Below are 26,287 nucleotides of genomic sequence, written 5' to 3'. Positions count from 1 at the left end.
AAAAGTGGAAAATAATTACAATATTGAGGAGGGCATACGAGTGGAAGAAGTAAGATATATGATTTCGGAGGCCTCGAAACGAATTGATGTTGAAGCCCATGTTCTTAGATATTGGCAGAAGGAGTTAGACCTGCCGATTAACCGTAATGAAATGGAACAACGATATTATAAGGAAGAAGACATTGAGCTTCTAAAAAAGGTAAAGCACTTAAAGGATAAGGGCTTTCAATTAAAAGCGATTAAGATGCTTCTGCCGAATTTGAGTAAAACTGATACATTAACTTCTGATACAGAGTATGAACAAAAAAAGATACCGAAGGGGAAGGTGGATGACATGTTACAGGAAGAGGATGAGAAAGAGAAGGCAGATGGGACAAGCCTCGTCACAGACGAGGAAAAGGCTGAGATTGGGAATCAGGCTGATGTTAAAATGGCACAGTTTAAAACAATCATGAATCAGATCATATTAGCGGCTTTAAAAGAAAATAATGAGACATTGACCGAGGAGATTAGCATGAATGTGACAGGAAATGTGATTAAGGAAATGAACTACTTGATGAGAATTCAGGAAGAAAAGGAAGAAGAAAGATTTCGGAAATTTGATGCAAGCTTAAGAGATTATCAAAAAAGTCGGATGATGGCTGCAGCGGCATATGAAGGAAAGAGAAAATCGAAATTCTTCAAAAAAAATAAGGTACATATTTAAGCAAGATAAATAATTGGACAAAAAAAGGGGGATGCATAAGCAATCCCCTTTTTATGTAAACTCATTATGCTGTAATTGCGCCAGTAGGGCATGTATCTGCACATGCGCCGCAATCTATGCATGTATCCGGATTAATTTCATAATGATTAGCACCTTCAGAAATAGAGTCGGTAGGGCACTCTCCGGAGCAAGCGCCACAGCTAATGCATTCATCGCTAATTGTATAAGCCATCGTAAATTACCTCCTTTTCAAACAATCGATTATATTTTAATATATCGCACCTAATAATGCAAGTACATTTTTAGTGTGTGAACCAGTGAGAACCATTGGACAGGAGAGCACCAGAGACTGGAAATATATCCGTCGCGGAGACGTTTCCACTTAGTTGCACTGCGTAACGGTACATAAGGCTCTAGAGAACAGAGCCTAAGTACCGATGCGTGCAAATACTCCGACTCTGGATATATGCGTCGGTAAGCCCTAGTGGGAATCGTTCCAATCCAGTCGTTTATCTGCAGAGGTTGAACTGTGATATGGCTTACTCATAAAATGGGGGTATTTCTGGTTCCGATTTCACGTTTGAATATATTTAGGAAAGTGTGAAATTTATATAAAGGTTGATATATCTGCTTGACGATGATATTTTGATGGCATATAATATGCCTATGCTAAAGCAGAGTGTTTAGCGGTTGATAATTAAATGATTTGGATTGGTAGGTTTGGATCCGGATGATTTAAACGATAGAAAGTAAGCTTGGCGAATTTTCTATTATCATGAATTAACCTATAAAGGAGGAATATCATATGGCAAATATAACAAAGGATATGACAATAGCACAGGCTATTTCTGTAGATCAGAACATTATTCCGGTATTACTTGATATCGGTATGCATTGTTTAGGATGCCCTTCAGCACAGGCAGAGACCTTGGAGGAAGCAGCTATGGTTCATGGCTTAGATCCGGAAGAATTAATGGACAGAATTAAGGCACAAATCGGAGAATAAAAAAATAATAAGTTTCACTTGCGAAACTGTTGCGCCGAACGCGGCCAGCTTTGCTGGCAAAATACAAAAAAGAGGCTACAACCAACCGTGAATAACTTCGGTTGATTGTAGCCTCTTTTATAGGATCGCATATTTTATTAGTTATTACATTACAGATAATATTTGTAAAGCATGGTCTTTCACAATTACTTCAAAGTGTTCGTCAAAGAAGCTTGAACTTGCGTAAGTGGAGCGTTCCACCTTGCCATACTCACTAATAATATTACATACCTTATTGAATTCTTCGGGAGTATGATTGGAGATGTTAATTACCAGATAGTAAGTGGAATTTACCGGATTTTTATAAAGGGTATTCACCCCATAATAGGTTCCCAGCAAGACACCAGCCAAATCAATCACTTCTTTTAGAGAACGGAATGAGTATATCTTAAATAGCTTCGGTGATACATGAACTCCGGTTTTACCAGCCGGCTCATTATTCTGAATATCCGAACTTATCAGGGAATCCTCCTTTGAGCTTTCTTCTGCTTCTTCAGCGATATCCTCATCGTTTTGATCAAAACTATTTATAATCTCATCCGCATATGAATCCTCATCGGATTCGTTTCTATCGGTATTATCATGCATACTAAATGATGAAAACTTTGAAAAACGAGTATCTAATTCATCAGGATCTTCAACCTTAGTAATTACTAAGATGAGGCACTCTGTAGATACCGGAATGGCCTCGATCATTAGTGGAATGTCATCTACTTCAAAACCAAACTCATAAAAAGCTTGTTGTATCATATCCCGGAATAAAGCTTTCGCTTTCTCTGTACCATAAGCTAGTTCGCTTATTTTCAATTCTCTGTCTATCAAGTCACTTTTATTCAAGGTACATCTTATCTGATTATCACTAATTTTTTCGATCTTCATAAAGTACACCCCTTTCTGTAATAAAAAGGAACTGATTTTTCGAATCTACGAAAATCCATCCAATGGTGTAAAAAAAGTATAATTTAAAAAACAGGTAAAGTCAATACACATAGATATGAAATTTATATTAATAAGCCTGTTTTATCAACAAAAAGCGGCACAATGTGTCACTGGTATATTCAACAAAATAATGCAAAAAGATTGTAAATTTTAACAACCAAAAACTGGTTGATATTATACCATTATTTTACTATAATATGGTTAGGTGATTTGACTTCTATAATTTATAATATGCTGATGGAAAGGAGAGAATGCAACAGGAGGTTTGGTTTAATAAATATATTATTCTACGATTGCTTGGCTGCGGAGGTTATGCCAAGGTATATCTTGCAGAACATATCAAGTTAAATTCTTATCGTGTGATCAAGTTTATTTCTAACAACAATCCCTTTTATGATTTATTACGGAAAGAAGCATTTGTATTAAAGAATATTCAGCACCCATGTATACCGACAGTCTATGATATCGAAGAGGATGAGTCAGGTACCTATATTATTGAGCAGTATATTGAAGGGGAGACTCTTAAGGCTTATCGTAATCAACAGGGACCGCTATCCGAAAGGGTGATCCTCAGGCTGGGGATTCAGCTATGTGATTTATTGAATTACTTACATTCCATGGAACGACCCCTATATTACATTGACCTAAAGCCGGATAATCTTATTCTGTCAGGTGACAATCTAATGCTGATTGATTTCGGAAGTGCTGTTTTTCAGGATGAACTAACAGAGCATTCTCATTTTCATGCCACGAAAGGATATGCAGCACCAGAATTATATGGCCGGAATCGGATCGATGAGCGATGTGATGTCTTTGGTATTGGTATGTTACTGTTTTTTATGGCCACAGGGGAACCAAGCTGTAGTTCAGATAGTATGAAAAATATCGATTCTGTCAATGGCTACACCAAACAACTTAAAAGTATTATTAACCATTGTATCAAGTTCAATCCATCCCAAAGATATGCCTCAGTAGACAAGCTTAAGAAGCAATTATCAGCATTGTTAATCAATCAAAAGGATAACATGAAGTCAAATCAATCTCAAGTAATTGCAGTAGCCGGAACACAACCAAGAATTGGGGTGACTCATTTTGCTTTCCAGGTATGCAATTATTTGATGCATTATGGCAGTATATGTGTGTATCAGGAAAAGAACAATAGCGGTGTGGTTAACCAGATTAAGAATTGCTACAGGAATGTAATACAACAGGAAGGAGTGATAAAGGTAAACGGAATCTATATGGCTGTTCCTGGATGCAAAGAGGTACCATCGATTAACAAAGGACAGACAATCGTATACGATTACGGGATACTTAGCTGTGATAATCTGCAGGAATTTCTTATGGCGGATATGAAGCTGTTAGTATTAGGAGCGAAGGACTGGGAGCTGTGCTATTCCGAAGAAGTATTGAGTATGTTAACAGAATATAAAGATATCATATACTTATTCAACTTTATGAATGGAAAGCAATTTCATCAGATTATTAAAAGCATGGAGGCCCGTCCGTGTTATCGCCTTCCATACGAACCTGATCCCTTTGCCCCGATAACCTCTGATAATGGAATTGATCTTTTCCGAGAAATACTATACATTAGGCCAAAAAGAAAACTATGGGAGAGGGTGAGGCTACTCAGAAGAAAGGAAAAGTAAGTCTATGAGACATAAACCGATGCTACTTCATAAAATAATAGGGAAATCAATGCGCCAAACACGTGAGGTAATAGGTATCATCGGTACCCATCATGGTGTGGGTGCAACATATACCGCTATGATGCTTGCATTTTTCATGGGAGAGGAACGAGGAAGAAAGACGGCATTCCTGGAATACAATGAACACCATGATATGAGTATCATTCAAAGCTGTTATGAATGGAGCGAAGAGGATAAAGATAGCTTTTCCTTTCACAATATTACCTGCTATAAGGAGGTAACGAGGAGTAAATTAATGGAGGTATTCGGACAAAGCTATGATTGCATCATAATCGACTTTGGCACAAATTTTCTTGACAACAAAGAAGAGCTGTTGCGTTGCAGTACGAAGATTATTGTGGGAGGCAGATCGGAATGGGATCATCAGAAATTACTCCGATTCCTTCAAAGAACAGGAAGAATTTCCTGTGACGAACAATGGCTATATTTTATTCCCCAAGCAAACGAGAAATCCATTTATTACATAAAAAGCCTAATACAAAAGCATGTATGGGCAATACCGACTTCCGAGAATCCGACAGAGCCTTCTAGGCACATATGTCGTCTGTTTCATCATTTATTTCCAGACTAATCAGGTTGTATGGATATGGTACCGAGGATAAGTATAACATATCACAAATGACCTTCTTATCCGATGTGGGAATCTGCACCAGACTTCTTAGCGGATACTTAATTCATAAACCATACAGCCTTATATCAGGAACTATATATAATATGTTGGTGAATAAGAAATGAATCATAGGTACTTAAAAAGCCCTCTATACTTTTACAGAGTAACAAGTGATTAAAAGCCATGTAGGATGATGTTTGCAGGTATTATATGTATTAGATCAGGATATGGAATGACGGGAGCTGGACCGAAGGAATGGTACCTCTGTCGGAGGGGTCATACAAAGGGAAGGGATGAGTTTATCTTATATACGGGTTTTTATTTATGAACCGGTATATACTGTAAGCGCATCCCTTATACTTATTATATGGAGCAGGAAACGGATGTTTAATGCCTTTAATGAAATTATGAAAAAATGTAAAATTTGTACGAAGGATTGATAAAAATAGAATTTTATGATGACGATATCCCATAACAATGCTATAATGATGAAAGATATTATGGAGTATAGGTTAGTAAAAATGTAGCTGCATAGGAGCAGTTAGAGGAGGATGGTATGGATAGAAGAATAAAATTGGCACTGTTTGGAACTGCTGCTGCATTTATAATCATCATTATTGCCGTGGTTAGTATTCTTATAGATAAATTCAAGCCGAGCAACGAGATAATGCAGTTGACGGATTATTATAAGGTAGGGGATTCAGAGGTATTAGTAATTCTTCAGGATCATGTATATGAAAAGAAAGGCCTTTTACTGGACGGTAAGGTGTATTTGGACCTGGATACGGTTGTGAATGAGTTTAATCACCGATTCTATTGGGACTATAACGAGAATATTTTAACTTACACCACTCCGGATGAGATTCTACAAGCGGAAGCAGAACGCAGTGAATACAGTGTAACAAAAAGTATGATTAAGACTAAGGTCGCTTCGGACTATCCCATAGTCAAGGTTTTCGTGGATCAGGTTTATTTGTCCATAGATTTTGTACAAAAGTATTCGGATATGAACTATCAATACTATGAGAATCCAAGTCGTGTTGTGATTGACTACAAATGGGGAGACTATTTGTATACAGAGGCGTCAAAACCCACCCAGCTTCGTACAGAGGCCAGTATTAAAAGTCCCATTCTGGTTCAATTACCGGCGGACACGGAGTTGATGTATGTTGATATGGAGGAGACACCGGTTAAAGGCTTTTCCAAGGTAATGACAAAGGATGGAGTAATCGGTTATGTAAGGAACAAATTCATTAAGGAATCTGCTTATAAGACACTTACTAGCTCCTTCCAGGCACCGGAGTATACCTCACAGACAAGACCGGGTAAAATCAATATGGTGTTCCATCAGGTGTTTAATACCGATGCTACAGCAAATCTGGAGAAGTTAGTGAAGGCTACAAAAAGCGTTAATGTGATATCCCCGACCTGGTTCAGAGTGAATGATGTGTCGGGAACCATAGACTCCATTGCAACAAAGGAATATGTAGAAAAGGCGAATGATCTTGGATTAGAAGTGTGGGCATTGGTTAATGATGTGGATATCGAGATAAACATGTATGAACTCTTATCCCATACTTCAAGAAGAGAAACCTTGTCCAATGCACTGATTGAAGCAGCAATGGAATACAAACTTAATGGAATTAATGTGGACTTTGAGAAAATACCTTCGGATGCGGGAATTCATTATATTCAGTTTTTAAGAGAGCTATCCGTAAAATGTAGAAATAATGGTATTGTTCTATCTGTTGACAGCTATGTTCCCAGTGAATATACGAAATATTATGACAGGGAAGAGCAGGGTAAGATTGTTGATTATGTTGTGGTTATGGCCTATGATGAACATTATGCCGGATCTGAGATAGCCGGACCGGTAGCATCCATTGGGTTTGTAAAGGATGCAGTAAGAAATATATTAACCATGGTTCCTAAGAATAAGGTTCTTATAGCAATTCCTTTCTATACAAGACTATGGAAGGAAACATCGGATGGTAAAGTAACTTCGGAAAGCTTTCCCATGACTCCCATTGAAGAATTGCTCCAATCCAATGGAGTGGAGGCTACCTGGAATGAAGAAGCAGGATGCTATTATGCGGAGTTTGAAAAGGACAATGCGACATATCGCGTATGGCAGGAAGAAGATAAATCCATCGAAGAAAAGATGAAGGTTATCTACGATGCAGATGTAGCAGGAATTGCCTCCTGGAAATTGGGATTAGAGAAAGAAAGTATTTGGAACGTAATCGTACGCTATATGAATTAGAGGAGGTATTCATTGATACCGCCCTGAGATGCAGCAGTATCCTGCTTGGAGCCTGCTATATTCTCAGGGCGTATTTCTATTTGGATTTGCTTCGGCAAACTTACAAACAGGCTTCGAGAGTTTTACAAGCAAGGCCCTTTCTTTGATAAGAAATGAATAGGACATTATCGCACTTCATAAGATGTAAGGAATATGACATGGAAGTGCGAGAATGATTTTATGAAGAAATATTTCAGCATCATTTTTTTAGTACTAATCTTCCTTGCTATCATGATAACCTCGAATCAATCGGTGAGGGTAATGAAGAATATTTTTCGTACTGAGAATATTGAAAGCGCAGAGGAAGAAGATCTATTGCAGACAGATAAGGAACAGATTGTCATTGTGGTTGATCCTGGGCATGGAGGAAGGGACCCGGGTAAGGTAGGGATCAATAATTGCCTTGAAAAGGATATCAATCTGAGCATTGCTTTGAAGCTAAAAAGCTTGCTGGAGCAAAATGATATTAAAGTAATAATGACTCGGGAAGAAGATATTGGCTTGTATTCGGAATCGGATTCTAACAAAAAAAATGCGGATCTAAATCAAAGGATAAAAATCATTCAAGATAACAAAGCTGACATGGCGGTCAGTATCCATCAGAACAGCTTTGGGGAAGAATACGTTAAGGGAGCACAGGTTTTCTACCATGCAAAATCAGAAAAAGGCAAGAAACTGGCAGAAATTATGCAGGCCCAGTTAATTGAGACAATCAATGACGGAAATCATCGTAAAGCAAAATCAAACCAAAATTATTATATGTTAAAAAAAACAGAGTGTCCTTTTGTGATTGCCGAATGCGGCTATCTGTCTAATGCAAGAGAAGCAGAGCTATTACTACAGGAGGATTACCAGGAAAAACTAGCTTGGGCAATTCACCTTGCTATATTACAGTTTATTAATGAGGGTGGCCTAGATTGATTTTCCTATCAAAAGATGTTATACTGTTCGAGATAAAAAAGATTAGTCAATAAAACCATGGGAATCATTGGATTTTTATATGATAATCTACCATCGACGTGATATAAGGAGCTACTGATGAATATGATAACAAAGATCGTTAAGATGGACTCAGAAGCGCAGAATACGGAGGAATTGGAATACGCTGCAAATATATTGAAAGCCGGAGGCCTTGTGGCATTTCCAACAGAAACCGTATATGGTCTTGGAGCTAATGCTATGAATCCAGAAGCTTCAACTAAAATATATAAAGCGAAGGGGAGACCATCGGATAATCCGTTAATTGTTCACATAGCTCAGGTGGAAGATATGGAGGTACTGGCTAAGGAGATTCCTGAGGAAGCCTATCAGCTTGCCAGAACATTTTGGCCAGGACCACTGACTTTAATTTTAAAGAAACAGGATTGTGTCCCAAAGGAAACCACAGGAGGACTCGATACGGTAGCAATTCGTCTGCCTGCAAATCATATTGCCCGAGAACTTATATCAAAGGCAGGGATATTCATAGCTGCTCCCAGTGCGAACAAATCCGGAAAGCCAAGTCCTACAAAGGCAGAACATGTAATTCAGGATTTGGATGGAGAGATTGATATGATAATCGATGGTGGTAAGGCGACTTTGGGATTGGAATCCACAATTGTTGATTTGTCCAGCGGAGCACCTATGATATTGAGACCCGGATGTATTACAAAAAGGATGCTGGAGAATGTCATAGGAGTCATAGACTACGATCCCGCTATTATGGGAAAGAACGTGGATCCGAATATGATTCCGAAAGCCCCCGGTATGAAGTATCGCCACTATGCACCGGAAGGGAGCCTTACCATTTACGAAGGAGAAATGGCAGAGGTTGTAAAGGCAATCAATCTCATAGCAAAAGAAAAAACTCAAAGTGGCAGCAGAGTAGGAATCATTGCGACCGATGAGACTAAGGAGTATTACCATTATGGAACTGTGAAATCCATCGGAAGCAGAAAAGAAGAAGCTACCATAGCAGCGGGTTTATATGCTGTATTGAGAGAGTTTGATGAGTTGCATTCAGAATATATTTTTTCTGAGAGCTTTGCGGATAATAGTCTGGGACAAGCAATTATGAATCGGTTATTAAAAGCAGCGGGGTATCATATAGTGAAGGTATATGAGAAATAAATACGATTTCTGCATAAGGGAGGTTAAGTATGGAAAAGTATCAAAAGCTTATTTTTGTATGCACTGGAAATACCTGCAGAAGTCCGATGGCAGAGGCTATATATAGGAATTTGGAAAAGGTCAGCGAAAGAAAGGTTCTTTCCAGAGGATTGGTGGTATTATTTCCGGAGCCGATTAATCCAAAGGCTGAGGTGGTATTAAAGAAGCATGATTTGGAAATCATGAATCATGTATCAAAGGGTTTAAAAACATCTGATATTGATGATAATACGATTATATTAACAATGACGGAAAGTCAAAAGAGAAAAATATTAGAGCTTTACCCAGGAGTTAAGGATATCTATACGATTAAGGAATATGCCGGTGAGATTGGTGATGTAGTAGATCCCTACGGAGGAACCTTGGTTGAATATGAGGAGTGCTATATTGAATTAGCTCGTTTGGTGAAAAAAACAGTCTATAAACTGAATGAAGAAGAATAAAGGAGGATACATACATGATAGCGATTGGAAATGACCATACCGGTTATGAATTAAAGCAGGCAATACTGGAATATCTTGATTCAAAGGGATTGGAATATAAGGATTTTGGTTGTGGTAAAGTTAATTCAAGTGATTACCCTGATTATGCGAAAGCCGTGGGAAGAGCAATTCAAAATAAGGAATGTGACAAGGGTATTCTAATTTGTGGAACTGGGATTGGTATATCGATTGCAGCAAATAAGATGAAAGGCATTCGTGCAGCATTATGCCATGATTGCTTTAGCGCAGAAGCTACGAGACTGCACAATGATGCTAATGTACTTGCATTGGGAGCCAGAGTAATTGGTATTGGCCATGCATTAAAAATAGTTGAGACATTTCTAGGTACAGAATTCTCAGGTGAGGAAAGACATATTAAGCGAATTCAGATGCTGGAGGATTAGATTTCTCCGCTTGATTAACGGGTTCCTGTAATAAGTGAAACTCTCCACGATAGATAATCTGAAGAAGACGATTCAAGGTTCGAAGAGCATAGGTGGCCTCATTTTGAGTGATTAGGTTTCTTTCCAAGGCTTCCGAGAGCTCGTCCAAATCCATGATACGCATAGTACCGTTTTCATAGAGTATGACATCCACAAGAAGGTCCTCTATGATTACGGTATTTTTTATGTGATCAATTTTAGGCTGAATAATATCGCAATACCAATACACGAGATTATCATTCTTATCTAATACCTTACTGACTTTGAAGCCCTCTTTTAAAAAGATAGCAGAGATGCCCCTGGCAATATCACGACGGGGGCGGAGGGTTACCCATTTTGTAATAATAAGCTCCTGATTCATTTCTACAATTACGTCATCCTTTAAGGGAATCAGTTCATTCGGAATGAATCGTCTTCGATAAAGCATTGGTAGGTTCATAGAAATACCTCCTTTCATATTTGGATATATTTAGGCAATTGCGAAACTCTGAAGTTATCGTAATTATGTATACAGTAGATACATACTTCTTCGCAAACCCGCTCCTTCCGCTATGGTTTGCTTCGGAAGATGTTTCATCCATTATAGCATGGATTTACATAGAGGTATAGTAAAAAGGATGTATAATTTCTTGTTTTGTGGAAATACTATTAGGCGAACAAATAGACTCTCTTAATGGAGGTTATGCATCGTGGATAAACAATGGGAACATTTTTCTAATAAATTGCGACAATTATTTTCATTAAGGCGTACAAAATATACCCTCTATATTGTCATTGTATTATGGGTTGCTGTGGGAACGCAAATGTTGATGAACCGTTTCTTTCGTGAAGAATTCCGGATTACAGAGGCATTCGTGAAATCGGATACGGAGGAAATTCAGAGCAGTATTGAGATCATAGCAGAGTACCAATCAGGATATTTAAGTAAAGAGGAAAAGGAAAAAGTGATATACTCTCTGGCTGATGAAATAGGACTTACGATAGACGACGATATTATCTTATGGGAAGAACACAATCGAAGTGAGTGTTATTTTTTTAAACAGGCAAAACAGGCATCCTCGGAGATTAAGATAGTAAGTATTCAGCAGGAAGAGGATAGTACCTTAATAAATAACTATATTATTACACGCATTATCGTAAAACAGGGAATAGAAAGTATCGATAAATACAAGCAGATACTTGAAAAGGCGTTCAATGATCTTAAGGTTAAAGATAAGCAGATAACATTACAGTTTGAGGGTAATCGGGAAGGGAATCTATCAAACACTCAGAAGCATGAAATGGCGAAACTGCTAGTAGAAGAATTGCAGGGAGAGATCGCTATTGAGTATGATGAGGGCGATTTATATACAGTATATGCTTATACTGGTATGCTAAACGAATACATTATCTCGATGGGTAATAAGATTAATATACAGATTGCTATCACTTACAATGAACTGACTAATAAAACCAGAATCACAATGGCAACACCGATTTTAAATGATAGCTGGTAACAGTGATGATCAAATTAGACTCGAATTTATACAAATTATTGATTAATAAATACAGTTGTGAATAATCAAACAGGGATGTGGCTTCGATATCTCAAGTGACTGCTACTCAGGTAACACCGATTTGCTCTGATGATGGATAAGGGGTTTATAGGTATTTACTTGATATATGCTCTTGGGATAGGGAGCACCACATCCCTGTTTTCTTTAACAGGAGGGATCACCATACTTAGTGGTAGGACTAATACCAACGTCTTCTGCTTCGATACCTTCTTCTTCTGTTAAAAATCTCGTTAAGAAGAATAATGTTGATTACATCTCTTAGAAGATTCTGTTGCCTTCTCGGAGGAAATAGATAAAGGCTATTCACCTCTACCTGGGGCTCTTCTTCAATATTCTTTACTTTGTCATATATATGATCAATTATTCGCTCAATCGATACTTTATCTGGATATTCATCAAACATCATACTACCATCATATTCTAATTTATCACATTCCTCTTCAATTTCGGATTGAATGGCCTTGGCTATTCTAGGATAAAGCTGCTTCATATATTTAACATCCCGATCCAAATCTTCGCTGTTATCATAGCCATACAGTGGTATTAATGGAATACCCATTGGTACGGAGTAAGGTGTGCATGGGCAGTACATATTTGGCAATCCTTGATACGGTCCATATGGCATCACTGGCATTTGGGGCATATCCGACTCTTGTCGATTATTATCAGGCATCATGCTGTTATGGCTTCCAGGCACCATCGTGCTGTTTTGTCTACCAGGTATCATACCATTTTGATTTCCAGGCATCATCATACCATTCTGTGACCGGGGCAACATATTGGTTTGAGAGTTAGGTGTCATTATGTGCTGCTTAGCAATTGTATTCATTTTTGAAGTATTCTGAATTCCGGGTTTTAAATCTCCGTATATAAATGGAGTGGCACTCTTCGATTGATTATTCGCCCCGGAAGTAGTGCCGTTCATTGGGGTGGTAGGTCTGGTAGGCATGGTATCGGAACCAGGAGTAGTACCGTTCATTGGGGTGGTAGGTCTGGTAGGCATGGTACCGGAACCAGGAGTAGTACCGTTCATTGGGGTGGTAGGTCTGGTAGGCATGGCACCGGAACCAGGAGTAGTACCGTTCATGGGAGTGGTAGGGGTACCAGGTCTGGTAGGCATGGTACCAGAACCGGGAGTAGTACCGTTCATTGGAGTAGTAGGGGTGGTAGGTCTGGTAGGCATGGTGCCAGAACCGGGAGTAGTACCGTTCATTGGGGTGGTAGGTCTGGTAGGCATGGCACCGGAACCAGGAGTAGTACCGTTCATGGGAGTGGTAGGGGTGCCAGGTCTGGTAGGCATGGTACCGGAACCGGGAATAGTACCGTTCATTGGAGTGGTAGGGGTGGTAGGAGTGGTAGGCATGGTACCGGAACCAGGAGTAGTGCCGTTCATTGGAGTGGCAGGGGTGGTAGGTCTGGTAGGCATGGTACCGGAACCGGGAATAGTAACATCCATGGGGGTGCTGGTTCTGGGAATGGCAGGAGTGGTACCGGTACTTGGTCTAGGTGTAGTTCCGGTATTGGTTCCTGTTCCACCTCTAGGTGTGGTTCCCGGAGCCGAGCGACCGGGTATGTTATTATTGCTGTTTGGTGCAGTGCTGTTTGTCTGATTCGGTGTGGTTTCCGTTCTGTCGGGGGCAGAAGGAGTTGTATTATTGTTCGTTGAACCCCGAGGGGTATAATGTGCTTGAGTGTTTACACTATAATTTGGCACTTTATATTTATTGCCTCTGATGCTATTACCTCTGCCAATTTGATTTGACATATATAAGTACTCCTAAGCTTTTTATATTTAATATATGCTGTTGAAAATTGAATGTGATATATTGAAGTAATGAATTTAGTCCTTTGAAATTAAGATAAAATTAATAATAATGTAGTTGTGCTATTCTGAAAAAGACATTACAATATAGTATGATGGATTAGAACTACCATTCATTAGTAATTTATGATAGAATAACTAGAATGGATGAAAAATATGGATAATGCAATTAATGCGGCTTTTTATAATACATTAAATAATGATCTGATTAATATAATCATAAGTAATTCTAGCAACCGAGAGTTGATATCGAAGATTAAGGTTCGTCCTGTCATGCTGAAGAGGAGTCGCTTCTACCAGATATCAGAATACAAGGGTGAGAAGGTCTATCACAGTAACTATAAAGAGGAGGAACTGTTGGCTCTTTTACCGACTTGGTTTGAAGGGCTGTTTCGACAGGTAGAAATTACGACAAAGCAAGGAAAAGTTATTATATTAATTAGCAAAAAGGGAAAAGCAACGGTGAATGATAAACGTAAGAGTGTTAATTACACCGAGCGTTCTGATATAAATGAGGAAGAACTGCTTTCTCATAATAAAAGGAAGAATTATATTCTGATAGAGGGAGAAGCACTGCCATTTTTGGTTGATCTGGGTGTAATGACAAGGGAAGGGCTTGTCATAAAAGCTAAAATGGATAAGTTTCGACAGATTAACCGCTTTCTGGAATATATAGAAGATGTGCTTCCATATCTGGATAAAGATAAAGAACTGACGATTTTAGATTTTGGATGCGGAAAATCGTATCTTACTTTTACCATGTATTACTATCTGACGGTGGTAAAAGAGTATCAGATTAATATTGTCGGATTGGACTTGAAATCCGATGTGATAAAGCATTGTAATTCGTTAAGCAAGAAGTATGGCTATGATAAATTACTCTTCATGGAAGGAGACATCGCTTCCTATCAAGGCAGCAGTTCGGTTGATATGGTTGTGACGCTTCATGCCTGTGATACCGCTACGGATTATGCTCTCTATAAGGCAGTTCAATGGGACGCGAAGGTGATTCTATCCGTACCCTGTTGTCAGCATGAATTGAATCAACAAATAGATTGCGAAGTCCTGAAGCCTGTCTTAAAGTATGGGATTGTTCGTGAACGTATGGCTGCTCTTATAACGGATGCGTTACGAGCTGAGCTGTTAGAAGAAGCAGGATATCGTGTTCAGTTATTAGAATTTATTGATATGGAGCATACTCCTAAGAATATTTTAATACGTGCTGTAAAGAGAAAGAATGCAGGACATGGATTAAAGTCTGTTAGTAAGGAGCGAAAGGCATGCCTGGAGTTCCTGGGGGTAGCACCCAGTCTGCTTAGATTATTACAGGAAGAGACAATAGAAGAAGGGAAATAATGTGTTAAAGCAAATCTACAGAGTGATCATTTTAATAGGGATATTTATTGCTGCACTTTCGTATTTTAGCCGGGATATTAAAGAAGTGGTTTTTGATATTGATAATACCACGGTGATGGAGAATGCAACGTTTCCTTTGGTTACCATAAAAACTGGGGACAATGAAATAAATCTTCTGCATGGCTATAGTACGAATTTAGACGCGAATAAGTTAAGAGAAACAGTAACACCGTTAGGATTAAATCAAGACTTTGAAGTATTAATCAACCAGGAAGACTATGATATTAAAAAGCTGAATTATGAAGTAAGAGAATTTGTGGATAATGTTTTGATAGAGTCTGATTCCATCAGTGTATTCGATGAAGTTGATGGACAAAAGAAAGCCAAGATCAAGCTGAAAACAGAGCTTATACCAGAAAAGGAATATGCGCTGAAGATAACACTGGTGACTAGCGGAAGTAAAAAAATGTACTTCTTCCAGCGTATTAAGGTTTATGAAAATGCATACTTAAAAGAAAAGCTGGATTTTATAATGGATTTTCATAAATCCTTATTTGATAAAAAGAAGGCTCAGAATATCGTAAAATACCTTGAGACCTCCAAGGAATCAGATGATACCACACTTGCTTATGTGAATATTCATTCAAGCTTTGAAAATATAAGCTGGGGAAATCTAAAGCCTGCGATTTTAACAGAAGTAGTTCCATCTGTAATAGAAATTTACAGAGATACCGCTTCAGTAGAATTAAGTTACTTTGCCGAAGCTGAGATAGCTGGCAAAATGGAGAGATACAGGGTAACTGAGTTTTACCGTATTCGCTATGCACCGGATCGTATGTATTTACTTAATTATGAACGTAGAATGGAATCTGTTTTTGATATCAAGCTGGCAAGTGTTTCAAAGAGTGAATTGAAGTTAGGCATTACATCGAATCAAGAGGTACCTTATAAAGGGGGAGAAGACAATACAAAGCTTGCATTTGTAAGAGACCACGAACTGTGGTTCTACAATTTTCTTACCAATGAAGCAATCAGGGTATTTACCTTTCATCAGGATAATACCGAGTTTATCCGGGACTATTATGATCAACATGACATCCGAATTCTAAATATGGATGCAGAGGGTAATTTTGATTTTGTAGTTTACGGATATATGAACCGGGGACAGTATGAGGGACGGGTTGCCGTTATTCTTTATCATTTTTATCGTTCTGAGAATCGAATCGAAGAATTGGTATATATTCCTGTTGAGGAGCCCTACCAGATGTTGAAGGAAAATCTGAGTGGTTTATCCTATGTTAATAATAAAGAGGTATTTTACTTCCATATTTATAATACTATTTACTCATATAACCTGATTACAAGACAATTATCTGAAATTGCAACGGATGTTGATAAAAATCATATCATCGTCTTAAAAGACACCAGCTATGTCGCTTGGCAGGAGAGCTCAGATCCCAAGCAGGCTAAGAACATCTGCATTCTGGATATGGAAACTGGTGAAATCAATAAGATTTCTGCGCCTCAGGGATACAATATACGTTTAATGGATATGATAGATTCCAACATTATTTATGGTTATGTAAAGGAAAATGATATTGCCTCAATGATTGATGGTAGCATCATTGCTCCACTTGGATCTGTTGAAATTGCATCCGTTGATAAAAAGGTACTAAAGAAATATAGCAAATCAGGTTACTATGTATCGGGGGTTGACGTTAAGGATAACGTCATAGAGCTACGCCGGGTGGAGAAGGTTGAGAACGGTGGTAGAGCCGTATATCAAGTTACTTCTCCGGATTATATTATGAATCAGGTTAAGGAAAAAGCAAAATATATTCAAGTGACCTCCAGAGTTACGGACCAAGCATTAACAGAATACTATCTTACCTTGCCGAAGATTTTTATCATGAATGAGATACCTAAGATAAAAACTACGGTAAGCACAGTTATTACACAGGACCCAACCGTAAGATTAACAACGGATAGTCAGAAGCTGCTTTATTATTATCCCTATCTGTCCGGAAGAATTGCAGGAGCATATGAAAATGCGTCGGATGCCATTGCATATGCAAGAGACGGAATAGGCACCGTCTTAAATAGCAGGCAGCAGATTGTATGGGAGAGAGGGATAAGGGCAACAAATAAGGTGATTTCGGAGTTTGAGAATATGAATCGGCAGGTGGATTCCGAAGACACAATGGAAAGCTGTCTTAAGCTTTTACTATCTTATCAGAAGGTATCTGTATCAAAGGAACAGTTATCCATAAAAAATCAATCGGCATACGATGTACTCAAGAAATACTCAAAGTATACACCGATACGCTTAACCGGAATTACGCTGGATGATGCATTGTATTATGTGTCAAAAGGCCGGCCGGTAATCGCGATGAAGGATACGAAGAATGCGGTAATTATCTATGGTTATGATACTTTTAATATATTTGTTCTAGACCCTGCCTCTTCCCAGGTAAGAAAGATGGGAATTCAGGACAGTGCAAAATTGTTTGAGGCAGCAGGGAATGTATTTTTATCTTATTTGGAATAATAACGAAAAAGACATGAAAAGGAGACGTAAGAATGGATGAAAGAATTAAAGTACTAGCACATAATCTAGTAAATTATTCGATGAAAGTGAATCAAGGAGATAAGGTCTATATACATTATATTGGATCGACTACCCAGGACTTAGCAAGACAATTGATTAAAGAGGTATATAAAGTGGGAGGAATACCCTTCCCTCATTATACGGATGTTAAGGTTCAGCGGGAAATGCTGTTACATTGTACGGAAGAACAGATGTCACTTATGGCCAAAATCGATTCAGCGGAAATGGAACAGATGGATTGCTATGTTGCGGTTCGCGGCAGTGATAATGTGGCTGAACTGGCAGATGTGCCTTCTGACAAGATGAAGATATATGAAACCTATTATCAGACTCCGGTTCACCATAATATACGTGTTCCGAAGACGAGATGGGTTGTTCTTCGTTATCCTAATGCTGCGATGGCTCAATTATCGAATACCAGTGTGGAAGCCTTTGAAGACTTCTATTTCAATGTATGTAATCTGAATTATGCTAAGATGGGCGAGGCAATGAAGAGCTTAGTTGATTATATGGAGAGTACGGATAAGGTACGTATTGTCGGACCCGGAACAGACTTGAGCTTTTCCATCAAAAATATACCCGCTGTACCTTGCGACGGAAAATGTAATATTCCGGATGGAGAGGTATATACTGCACCGGTTAGAGATTCTGTGAACGGTACTCTTTCTTATAATACACCTGCTGTGTTCCAAGGCTTTACTTATGAGAACATAACCTTCCGCTTTGAGAATGGTAAGATTGTGGAAGCAACTGCAAATGATACAGAGAGAATTAATCATGTTCTGGATACGGATGAAGGTGCACGTTATATTGGAGAATTCGCAATTGGAGTGAATCCTTATATCCTAAAACCGATGAAAGACACCTTATTTGATGAGAAGATTATGGGTTCCTTCCACTTTACCCCGGGAAACTGTTATGAAGAAGAAGCCCCGAATGGTAATCATTCTGCGATTCACTGGGATTTAGTTTGCATACAGACACCGGAATATGGTGGTGGTGAAATTTATTTTGATGATGTATTAATACGTAATGATGGTCGATTTGTTGTTAAGGAACTGGAATGCTTAAATCCGGAGAATTTGATATAAACGCTTAGGTTATCTTTTCGGTATGAGCCAAGTAATCGCGGCGGAATGGAGGAAATCATGAAGTTAATGACGGCTACAATACCCTGCTATAATTCGGCAGCATATATGAGCCATGCCATTGAAACACTATTATCCGGTGGAGAGGATATGGAAATCATCATTGTAAATGATGGTTCTGTGGACGATACTCAAAAGATTGCTGAGCAATATCAGGCAAAGTATCCGACGATTGTTCGTGTAATCTCTCAGGAAAATGGTGGACATGGCGAAGCGGTGAATACCGGATTGGCCAATGCCTCAGGCTTATACTTTAAAGTGGTTGACAGTGATGATTGGGTAAGTGAGAAGGCATTACGACAGGTATTAGATACATTAAAGAAGCTCATAGCGGACGGAAAAAGTCCGGATTTATTCCTTGCGAATTATGTCTATGAGAAGGTGAATGCGAAGAAAAAGAAAGTAATCAATTATAAATGGGCCCTGCCGAAGGACCAGATATTTACCTGGGATGATATTATGCATTTTAAGCAGAGTCAGAATATTTTGATGCATTCCACAATTTATCGCACAAACCTACTGAAGAAATGTGGAATTCGCCTGCCAAAGCATACCTTCTATGTGGATAACATTTTCGTTTATCAGCCGCTTCCATATGTAAAAACACTCTATTATATGGATGTCAATCTGTATCGTTATTTTATCGGAAGGGAAGACCAATCAGTCAATGAACAGGTGATGATAAAACGTATTGATCAGCAGCTGAAGATAACTAAGATTATGATTGAATCCCATGATTTGATGCAGATTAGAAGTAAGAAGCTTCGAAATTACATGATAAAATATCTCTCCATGATGATGACGGTAAGCTCGGTCTTTCTGATTAAAGAAGGAAGTGAGGATAGTCTGGCCAAGAAGCAGGAACTATGGGATTATCTGAAAACTTATGACCGTAGACTTTACAAGAAAATACGTTCGCAAATTCTAGGCAGATCCATGAATCTTCCCGGAAAGTTTGGAAGGAAAATTGTTGAGACAGGATATAACATAACACGAAAAATATATGGATTTAATTAATGGGGTTACGTTGGGGTTACGTAGGGGTTACGTTCAGTCGTGTTGGGATTTCGACAGAAGGGGATGCTTCATAATATAACGCGGGGACAATTACTTACCTCACACACAGACGGAAGGACATATTACTGATTTTACATGTCTCAGGCGGACATAAATGTTCGCCTAATCCATATAAAATCAGCAACATGTTCTTCCGACAGTGTATTATGGTAAGTAATTGTCCCCGCATTATATTATGAAGCATCCCCTTATGCCGAAATCCCGTTTTAGGCTGATTAGCAATATAGCAAGAGTGTTGCATGATATACTGACAGGGACTATGATTTACTTCACACACGGTAAGCCATAGTCCCTGTTATTATGCAGCGGCACATTGCTGTAAGGGTGATTCTTTATAAAATGGAGATATCAAGTTTATGATGCCTTGGAAAGCTCTTGCTTTAACTGTTTCGCTTCCTTACCCCAAGCTGGAACGTATACAACCACATACATAATGATATTTAGTATAAGTGCTCCGAGTATATCCATTACAGAATGCTGCTTTAAGTATACGGTTGATAGACAAATCATGACGGTTAATACAAAGGTGAACCATTGAAGCCATTTAATCGAATGCAGACGTTCACTTTTGTTGATCGCTATCATAGCTCCGATGGAGTTAAATACGTGGATGCTTGGAAATACATTGGTTGCGGTATCAAGGCTATATATTTTCGATAAAGCATCAATGAATATATTGCTTCTTCCAAGCTCATCAAGGTTAACTCTCAGATAATGTCCATTAGGCCAAACCGTATAAATAAAGAGGCAAATGGTCATTCCAATAAACAAATAGGCACAACATTTATAATAGTCCGTTTTTGAAGTGAGAAAAAAGTATGCTATTGTCACAAAAATGTAAATAAACCACAAGCAATATGGAATGATGAATAACTCGTTAAAAGGAATATAATCATCCAACTTGGAATGTACAGGAGTGAATACCGTGGTCACGGTCCTTTCCAGATAAGTAAACCAAGCCATATAAATAAAAAAGTAGGATAGAATGATTCCGTGCTTATATTTTTTTATTAACTGTTTTGCGGATTTGAAAAAATTCATAGTTCCACAACCTTTCTTACAAAGAAAATCACGATATTTCTAAACCTTGTAAATTATAGCACACATTTTAAAGGATAACAATATACTTAAATTTACTTTTCTCTTACATTTCTCTTAAATCAATACTATCGTTTAGTTTGTACCAGATATCTTTCTTATTCCGGCTTTGTGGATATCAGTCCGGGGCTGAACTGTTCATAAAATTCTCAGAAACCGAATAAAACATAGACATGGAATAGAAAACTAACTATAATGATTATATAGTTTATAGGTAAAACATGGCATATTAGACCTTGGTAAGAATATATGTTAAGAAATTAATTATTTGATAAAAAGACAGGAGGAAAAAGAATGAAACGAATATTTTTAGTCGTATTAGATAGTGTTGGTATAGGCGAAATGCCTGATGCAGGCATTTACGGTGATGAAGGCAGTCATACCTTGTATTCTGCATCGACAAGTAAGTACTTTTCAATGGCGAACATGAAAAAGCTCGGGTTATTTCATATTGATGGTGTAAAAGAGAAGTTTGCAGAGATTGAAAATGCATCCTATGAAGGAACTGTTGCCAGACTTGCAGAGAGTTCAAAAGGTAAGGATACAACAACTGGGCATTGGGAAATCGCAGGTATTATTTCTGAAAAGCCCTTCCCGACCTATCCCAATGGATTTCCGGAGGAAATTCTGAAGCCTTTTGAGGAGCGTACTGGCCGCAAGGTTCTATGTAACCTTCCTTATTCCGGTACTGATGTAATCCGGGATTACGGCAAAGAGCATGTGGAAACAGGGGCGCTTATTGTGTATACCTCTGCCGATAGTGTATTTCAGATTGCGGCACATGAAGAGGTGGTACCTGTAAAGGAACTATATCATTATTGTGAGATTGCCAGAGAGCTACTGACAGCAGAACATAGTGTTGGTCGAGTGATTGCAAGACCTTTTATAGGAACCTATCCGGACTATAAACGTACCTCTAACAGACATGACTATTCCTTGCAGCCCTCACTGACTATGCTGGATCAGCTGAAGGAAACGGGTCATGACGTTCTGGCTGTGGGTAAGATTAATGATATCTTCGCAGGAAAAGGAGTGACTGACACCGTTCGTACTCAGGAAAATGCTGAAGGTATCGAAAGATTAATCGAGCGGACACAATGGGACTTCAATGGCTTGTGTTTTGTTAACCTGGTGGATTTTGATATGGTATATGGACATAGAAATGATGTGGATGGCTACGCTAAAGCATTAACCTATTTTGATGAGCAGCTCCCAAGGGTTTTGGAGGGACTTCGTGAGGATGATATAATAATGATCACGGCTGATCATGGTTGTGACCCTGCAACTCCTTCCACTGACCATTCTCGAGAGTATATCCCGCTTGTCGTATACGGAAGCAAGGTGAAGAAAGGGGTAAATCTGGGAACAAGGAAGACCTTTGCAGATATCGCAGCGACCATATTAGATTATTATCAAGTAGAGAAAAGGATTGCCGGGACCTCCTTCTTAAAGGATATTTTGCAATAGTATTTTTATAGGTAATTCAAATATGATGTGAGGAAATGAGGAGAAATATGAGTCGGATAATTCATCCCATCCCTCCGATTTACAATAAGGATTCCAAACGATTGATTTTGGGATCCTTTCCCTCGGTTAAATCCAGGGAAGGGGAGTTCTTTTATCATCACCCGCAAAACCGTTTCTGGAAGGTGATCAGTACTGTTTTTGAAGAGCCTTTGCCTGAAAGCATCAATGAGAAAAAGGAAATGTTGCTAAGAAACGGAATTGCTATCTGGGATGTTATTCAAAGCTGTGAAATTAAGGGGTCGGCTGATAGTAGCATTAAAAATGTGATACCCAATGATCTGTCTTTGATACTAGAGAATGCAAAAATACAACATATTTATACAAATGGTGCTACATCGTACCGATTGTATATGAAATATATCTATCCGGTCAATGGAATATCAGCAGTCAGGCTGCCATCCACTAGTCCCGCAAACGCAGCCTTTGGGATGGAGCGATTGGTAGAGGCTTGGTCCTGCCTTCGTTATCCGATGGATATGATATAATGAACAAAAATGTATAATTAACATAGGAATGAGGATTTATATGAGAATTGTAATACAACGTGTCTTGGAAGCGGAAGTTGTGGTAGAGGGGAAGCAGGTTGGTTCTATTGGCAAGGGACTGCTATTATTTCTTGGTGTCGGTAAAGAGGATACAAAAGAAATAGCAGATAAATATTTGGATAAAATTCTTAAGATGCGTATCTTTGCTGATGAGAATGGGAAAACGAATCGCTCTCTCCAGGAGGTACAGGGGGAGATCTTAGTAGTTTCTCAGTTCACGCTGTATGCTGATTGTAAAAGAGGGAACCGACCGGATTTTATTCAGGCAGCAGGTGCAGAGAAAGCAAGGGAAATCTATGAGTATGTATTGGAGCGAATCCGAATGAACTTAGGGAAGGTAGAAGCCGGAATGTTTGGAGAGGACATGAAAGTCTCCCTGGTCAATGACGGCCCCTTCACCATAATCCTAGACGAAACCCTGATCAAATAAACTTGATTAATTTAAGAATGATCAAATAGTATCTTGATTATAACCCAATGTGGGAATCAATTCAGCCTAGACTTAAGTTTTAATATGATGGAACGGGAGAAATATCCGAAGTTGGAACATTTGAATGCGTCGGTACTTAGGCTCTGTATTGTAGAGCCTTACGTAACGAAGAAGAACAGATAGAATGGAACATGCAGGAGGCTGGAAGTATATCCATAACAGAGCATTTGCGCTTGTCGGTACTTGGGCTCTGTATTGTAGAGCCCTATGTATCCGCTACATAGCGCAAGTAAGCGCGAGCGGCTCTGTGGAGGATATACTTCCAGTCTCCTGTATGTTCCATCTATCTGTTCTTCTCTGTTACATGTCGTAATATATTTCCCGTTCCGTTTCTGGAAAACTCAGGTCTAGGCTGAATTGATACCACAGTGTCACTTATATTTAAATTTTAGTCAAATATACTTGACATTATGTTTTATATGTGTTATATTACCAACAGATGGTTGAATATGACAGTTTCGGAAAATGAAATCAAAATATTATAGTTCAACTATTCAGATAAAATGAAAAGAGGGTGAATTTAATAATGATAATAGTAAAGGACCTAACAAAAATTTACAAGCTTACTAAGAAGCAGATGCAAGAGCAGAAGACAAAGAAGAATATGAAGGTGGCAGTTAAGCAGCTTTCACTAAATGCGGAACCAGGGCAAATATATGGTCTGTTAGGACCTAACGGAGCGGGTAAGACAACAGCACTTCGATGCATAGCAACATTGCTAAAACCTACGGATGGCAGTATTTCCGTCTGTGGATATGATACGGTTAAGGAGTCTGAAAAGGTTAGAAAAAGCATTGGTTTCTTGACCAACGAGATCAAGCTTGATCCTCAGTTTTCACCTAAGTATATGTTTCAATTCTTTGGGAGATTGCACGGATTAGATGAAGAGACTATCAATAAGAGAAGAGAGGAGTTGTTCGAGTACTTTGGAATTACAGACTTTCAGGATAAGAAGATTGATGAGCTTTCAACCGGTATGAAACAGAAGGCGTCAATTGCAGTCAGTCTGGTACACGATCCTGAAGTCGTTATATTTGATGAGCCTACGAATGGACTGGATATCGTCACAGCCAGAAATGTAACAGACTATCTAAAGCTTTTAAAGGAGAAAGGAAAAACGATTATCATATCAACCCATATCATGTCGGAAGCGGAGAAGCTTTGTGATAAAATCGGCATTATTATTAGCGGCGAAAAGGTTATGGAAGGCAGCTTGAATGAAATACTTACAGATACATATACAAAAGAGCTGGAAGATGCGTTTTTTGAACTTTATAAAAAGCATAGCAAGGAGGAAGCATAAGAATGAAAGGCACAAAGAATATTATTATAAAAGAATTGACAAGAGTTTTTACAGACAGAAAGATGGTTATAAGTCTTTTTATTTTGCCAGCGTTTATAGTTATTGGATTGTATTCACTAATGGGTCAGGTTATGAAGAATATGTTGAATGATATCGAGGAGCATATTCCTTCTGTCTATATTCAGAATGCACCGGAGGACTTACAACAGGTAATTTCCGATACGCAATTCCAGGGTGATATAACTTACTTAGGGTCTTCAGAAAGTACGGATGAGATAAAGGAAGGGATACTTCAGGGAACGGTGGACTTACTGGTTGTATTTGAAGAAGGCTTTCGTGAAACCATTAATTCTTATCAATTAGCAGGAGATGCAATCCCTGAGGTAAAAACCTATTATAATTCTGCAGAAGATTATTCCTCTGTAGCCAGGGAAAGCTTTGTATACACTGTACTGGATACGTATCAAAAGAATATTCAGGTTGAAAGACTGGGAAATACAGAACAGCTTCAGGTGTTCTATATCGATAAGGATCCGACAACCTCTAATATTGTGGATGAGAAAAAAGAGGATGGGAAGTTCTTTGGCAGCCTGCTTCCATTTCTAATTAATGTTATGCTGTTTTCAGGTGCAATGGGTCTCGGCGTGGATGCCATTACAGGGGAAAAGGAACGGGGAACTTTGGCAAGCATGCTTCTTTCCCCAATAAAACGCAGTGAAATTGTATTTGGAAAGCTGATATCTCTGGCAATATTATCAGGTATATCTGCAGTTGTTTATGCAGTTTCTATCGTTTTTGCCATACCGATGATGTATAGTGGGATTACCGGTGGAGCTACCGATGGTGCCCGTTTACATTTTACAGCTGTTGAGGCTATACAGCTACTCGTCCTGTTGATCGTACTGGTATATCTTTATGTAGGTCTTGTAGCATTAGTTGCTGTATATGCTAAGACTTCAAAAGTAGCTAATACTTATGTTATGCCAATTTATATTTTAATCATGCTTGGAAGCATCTTAACCGTTTCCGGTATGGGGGATAGCAAGCTGACGAACTTCTTTATACCCATTTATAACAGTGCAATATGCATACAAAACCTATTGCTGGGTGAATTAACAATGGCTCAATTCGGTGCTACAGTAGGAACAATTGCTATATTAGCGATTATTGTTACACAATTAATAACAAGGGCATTTAACAGTGAAAAGATTATGTTTAACGCATAATAAGTTCTCATAAGAAAACTAGAGTTTTGTATAATATCAGATTGATTGCGGAAGGTAATATTATAAGAGGTGCTATCTGATTTTCACAATCCGCCATTCGAATACAACATAGATGTGTATCGAAAGGGATTAGAAGAAAGTTGG

General features: G+C 38.6%; 24 protein-coding genes. 19 read left to right on the top strand and 5 right to left on the bottom strand.

The features are described from left to right. Positions 1-40 precede the first annotated feature (40 nt). Positions 41-706, top strand: coding sequence for a helix-turn-helix domain-containing protein (locus H0486_RS16950; protein ID WP_228354120.1), 666 nt, complete (start codon positions 41-43; stop codon positions 704-706). 64 nt (positions 707-770) lie between these two features. On the opposite strand, the gene H0486_RS16945 is transcribed toward H0486_RS16950, so the two are convergent. Further along, positions 771-938: a DUF362 domain-containing protein gene (locus tag H0486_RS16945; protein ID WP_228354119.1), complete on the bottom strand. Its 168-nt coding sequence runs from the start codon at positions 936-938 to the stop codon at positions 771-773. A gap of 573 nt (positions 939-1,511) precedes the next feature. Here H0486_RS16945 and H0486_RS16940 point away from each other — a divergent pair. After that, positions 1,512-1,712: a DUF1858 domain-containing protein gene (locus H0486_RS16940; RefSeq protein ID WP_228354118.1), complete on the top strand. Its 201-nt coding sequence runs from the start codon at positions 1,512-1,514 to the stop codon at positions 1,710-1,712. A 144-nt stretch (positions 1,713-1,856) separates the two neighbouring features. On the opposite strand, the gene H0486_RS16935 is transcribed toward H0486_RS16940, so the two are convergent. Then, entirely contained in the window at positions 1,857-2,630 is a 774-nt protein-coding gene (locus H0486_RS16935; RefSeq protein ID WP_228354117.1) for an adaptor protein MecA, read from the bottom strand. A gap of 311 nt (positions 2,631-2,941) precedes the next feature. On the opposite strand from H0486_RS16935, the gene H0486_RS16930 reads away from it, so the two are divergent. The 7 genes from H0486_RS16930 to rpiB all read left to right on the top strand — a co-directional run bounded on the left by H0486_RS16930 (position 2,942) and on the right by rpiB (position 10,348). Beyond that, on the top strand, positions 2,942-4,342 hold the full coding sequence (locus H0486_RS16930; protein WP_228354116.1) for a serine/threonine-protein kinase: 1,401 nt from the start codon (positions 2,942-2,944) through the stop codon (positions 4,340-4,342). 4 nt (positions 4,343-4,346) lie between these two features. After that, positions 4,347-4,973 (top strand): hypothetical protein, encoded by a 627-nt coding sequence (locus H0486_RS16925; RefSeq protein ID WP_228354115.1) that lies wholly within the window; start codon positions 4,347-4,349, stop codon positions 4,971-4,973. 595 nt (positions 4,974-5,568) lie between these two features. Beyond that, positions 5,569-7,275 carry a glycosyl hydrolase family 18 protein gene (locus tag H0486_RS16920; RefSeq protein ID WP_228354114.1) on the top strand — a complete coding sequence of 569 codons (1,707 nt, stop codon included), beginning with the start codon at positions 5,569-5,571 and terminating at the stop codon, positions 7,273-7,275. Between the two features lie 192 nt (positions 7,276-7,467). Next, positions 7,468-8,235 carry an N-acetylmuramoyl-L-alanine amidase gene (locus tag H0486_RS16915; protein WP_228354113.1) on the top strand — a complete coding sequence of 256 codons (768 nt, stop codon included), beginning with the start codon at positions 7,468-7,470 and terminating at the stop codon, positions 8,233-8,235. A gap of 123 nt (positions 8,236-8,358) precedes the next feature. Continuing rightward, positions 8,359-9,423 (top strand): L-threonylcarbamoyladenylate synthase, encoded by a 1,065-nt coding sequence (locus H0486_RS16910; RefSeq protein ID WP_228354467.1) that lies wholly within the window; start codon positions 8,359-8,361, stop codon positions 9,421-9,423. A gap of 29 nt (positions 9,424-9,452) precedes the next feature. Next, positions 9,453-9,905, top strand: coding sequence for a low molecular weight protein arginine phosphatase (locus H0486_RS16905; RefSeq protein ID WP_228354112.1), 453 nt, complete (start codon positions 9,453-9,455; stop codon positions 9,903-9,905). A gap of 14 nt (positions 9,906-9,919) precedes the next feature. Continuing rightward, the gene (gene rpiB, locus H0486_RS16900; RefSeq protein ID WP_228354111.1) at positions 9,920-10,348 is read left to right on the top strand and encodes a ribose 5-phosphate isomerase B; all 429 of its coding nucleotides are present in this window, start codon (positions 9,920-9,922) and stop codon (positions 10,346-10,348) included. Here the strand turns inward: rpiB and H0486_RS16895 are convergent. Further along, positions 10,320-10,826, bottom strand: a complete 507-nt coding sequence (locus H0486_RS16895; protein WP_228354110.1) for a DUF402 domain-containing protein — start codon at positions 10,824-10,826, stop codon at positions 10,320-10,322. The two genes, rpiB and H0486_RS16895, sit on opposite strands and share 29 nt — an antisense overlap. A gap of 250 nt (positions 10,827-11,076) precedes the next feature. Here H0486_RS16895 and H0486_RS16890 point away from each other — a divergent pair, with 250 nt between their 5' ends. Continuing rightward, a complete protein-coding gene (locus H0486_RS16890; protein ID WP_228354109.1) occupies positions 11,077-11,883 on the top strand; it encodes a YwmB family TATA-box binding protein in 807 nt (268 codons plus the stop codon). Between the two features lie 238 nt (positions 11,884-12,121). Here the strand turns inward: H0486_RS16890 and H0486_RS16885 are convergent, their stop codons facing one another. Beyond that, on the bottom strand, positions 12,122-13,708 hold the full coding sequence (locus tag H0486_RS16885; protein ID WP_228354108.1) for a hypothetical protein: 1,587 nt from the start codon (positions 13,706-13,708) through the stop codon (positions 12,122-12,124). Positions 13,709-13,921: 213 nt separating this feature from the next. On the opposite strand from H0486_RS16885, the gene H0486_RS16880 reads away from it, so the two are divergent. From H0486_RS16880 to H0486_RS16865, 4 genes are read left to right on the top strand one after another with little or no spacing between them, the layout of a single operon-like run. Then, positions 13,922-15,121 (top strand): class I SAM-dependent methyltransferase, encoded by a 1,200-nt coding sequence (locus H0486_RS16880; RefSeq protein ID WP_228354107.1) that lies wholly within the window; start codon positions 13,922-13,924, stop codon positions 15,119-15,121. Between the two features lies 1 nt (position 15,122). Next, entirely contained in the window at positions 15,123-17,669 is a 2,547-nt protein-coding gene (locus H0486_RS16875; protein WP_228354106.1) for a cysteine peptidase family C39 domain-containing protein, read from the top strand. Positions 17,670-17,701: 32 nt separating this feature from the next. Next, positions 17,702-18,820: an aminopeptidase gene (locus H0486_RS16870; protein ID WP_228354105.1), complete on the top strand. Its 1,119-nt coding sequence runs from the start codon at positions 17,702-17,704 to the stop codon at positions 18,818-18,820. A 57-nt stretch (positions 18,821-18,877) separates the two neighbouring features. Further along, complete coding sequence (locus tag H0486_RS16865; protein WP_228354104.1) at positions 18,878-19,894, top strand: glycosyltransferase family 2 protein; 1,017 nt, start codon at positions 18,878-18,880, stop codon at positions 19,892-19,894. A gap of 414 nt (positions 19,895-20,308) precedes the next feature. On the opposite strand, the gene H0486_RS16860 is transcribed toward H0486_RS16865, so the two are convergent. Continuing rightward, positions 20,309-20,995: a phosphatase PAP2 family protein gene (locus H0486_RS16860; protein ID WP_228354103.1), complete on the bottom strand. Its 687-nt coding sequence runs from the start codon at positions 20,993-20,995 to the stop codon at positions 20,309-20,311. Positions 20,996-21,346: 351 nt separating this feature from the next. Between H0486_RS16860 and H0486_RS16855 the strand changes: the two genes are divergently transcribed. From H0486_RS16855 to H0486_RS16835, 5 genes are all read left to right on the top strand, one after another. Continuing rightward, entirely contained in the window at positions 21,347-22,519 is a 1,173-nt protein-coding gene (locus H0486_RS16855) for a phosphopentomutase (protein WP_228354102.1), read from the top strand. 47 nt (positions 22,520-22,566) lie between these two features. Then, a complete protein-coding gene (locus tag H0486_RS16850) occupies positions 22,567-23,064 on the top strand; it encodes a DNA-deoxyinosine glycosylase (RefSeq protein WP_228354101.1) in 498 nt (165 codons plus the stop codon). 40 nt (positions 23,065-23,104) lie between these two features. Continuing rightward, positions 23,105-23,554, top strand: coding sequence for a D-aminoacyl-tRNA deacylase (gene dtd, locus H0486_RS16845; protein WP_228354100.1), 450 nt, complete (start codon positions 23,105-23,107; stop codon positions 23,552-23,554). A 586-nt stretch (positions 23,555-24,140) separates the two neighbouring features. Further along, positions 24,141-24,917, top strand: a complete 777-nt coding sequence (locus H0486_RS16840; protein WP_228354099.1) for an ABC transporter ATP-binding protein — start codon at positions 24,141-24,143, stop codon at positions 24,915-24,917. A 2-nt stretch (positions 24,918-24,919) separates the two neighbouring features. Then, the gene (locus tag H0486_RS16835; RefSeq protein ID WP_228354098.1) at positions 24,920-26,143 is read left to right on the top strand and encodes an ABC transporter permease; all 1,224 of its coding nucleotides are present in this window, start codon (positions 24,920-24,922) and stop codon (positions 26,141-26,143) included. The last annotated feature ends 144 nt before the right edge of the window (positions 26,144-26,287 follow it).

Origin of the sequence: Variimorphobacter saccharofermentans, from assembly GCF_014174405.1 — a bacterium.
Taxonomy (GTDB): Bacteria; Bacillota; Clostridia; order Lachnospirales; family Lachnospiraceae; genus Mobilitalea; species Mobilitalea saccharofermentans.
Note: the sequence above shows the minus strand (reverse complement) of the source record. Positions and strands in the feature narration are given on the sequence as shown.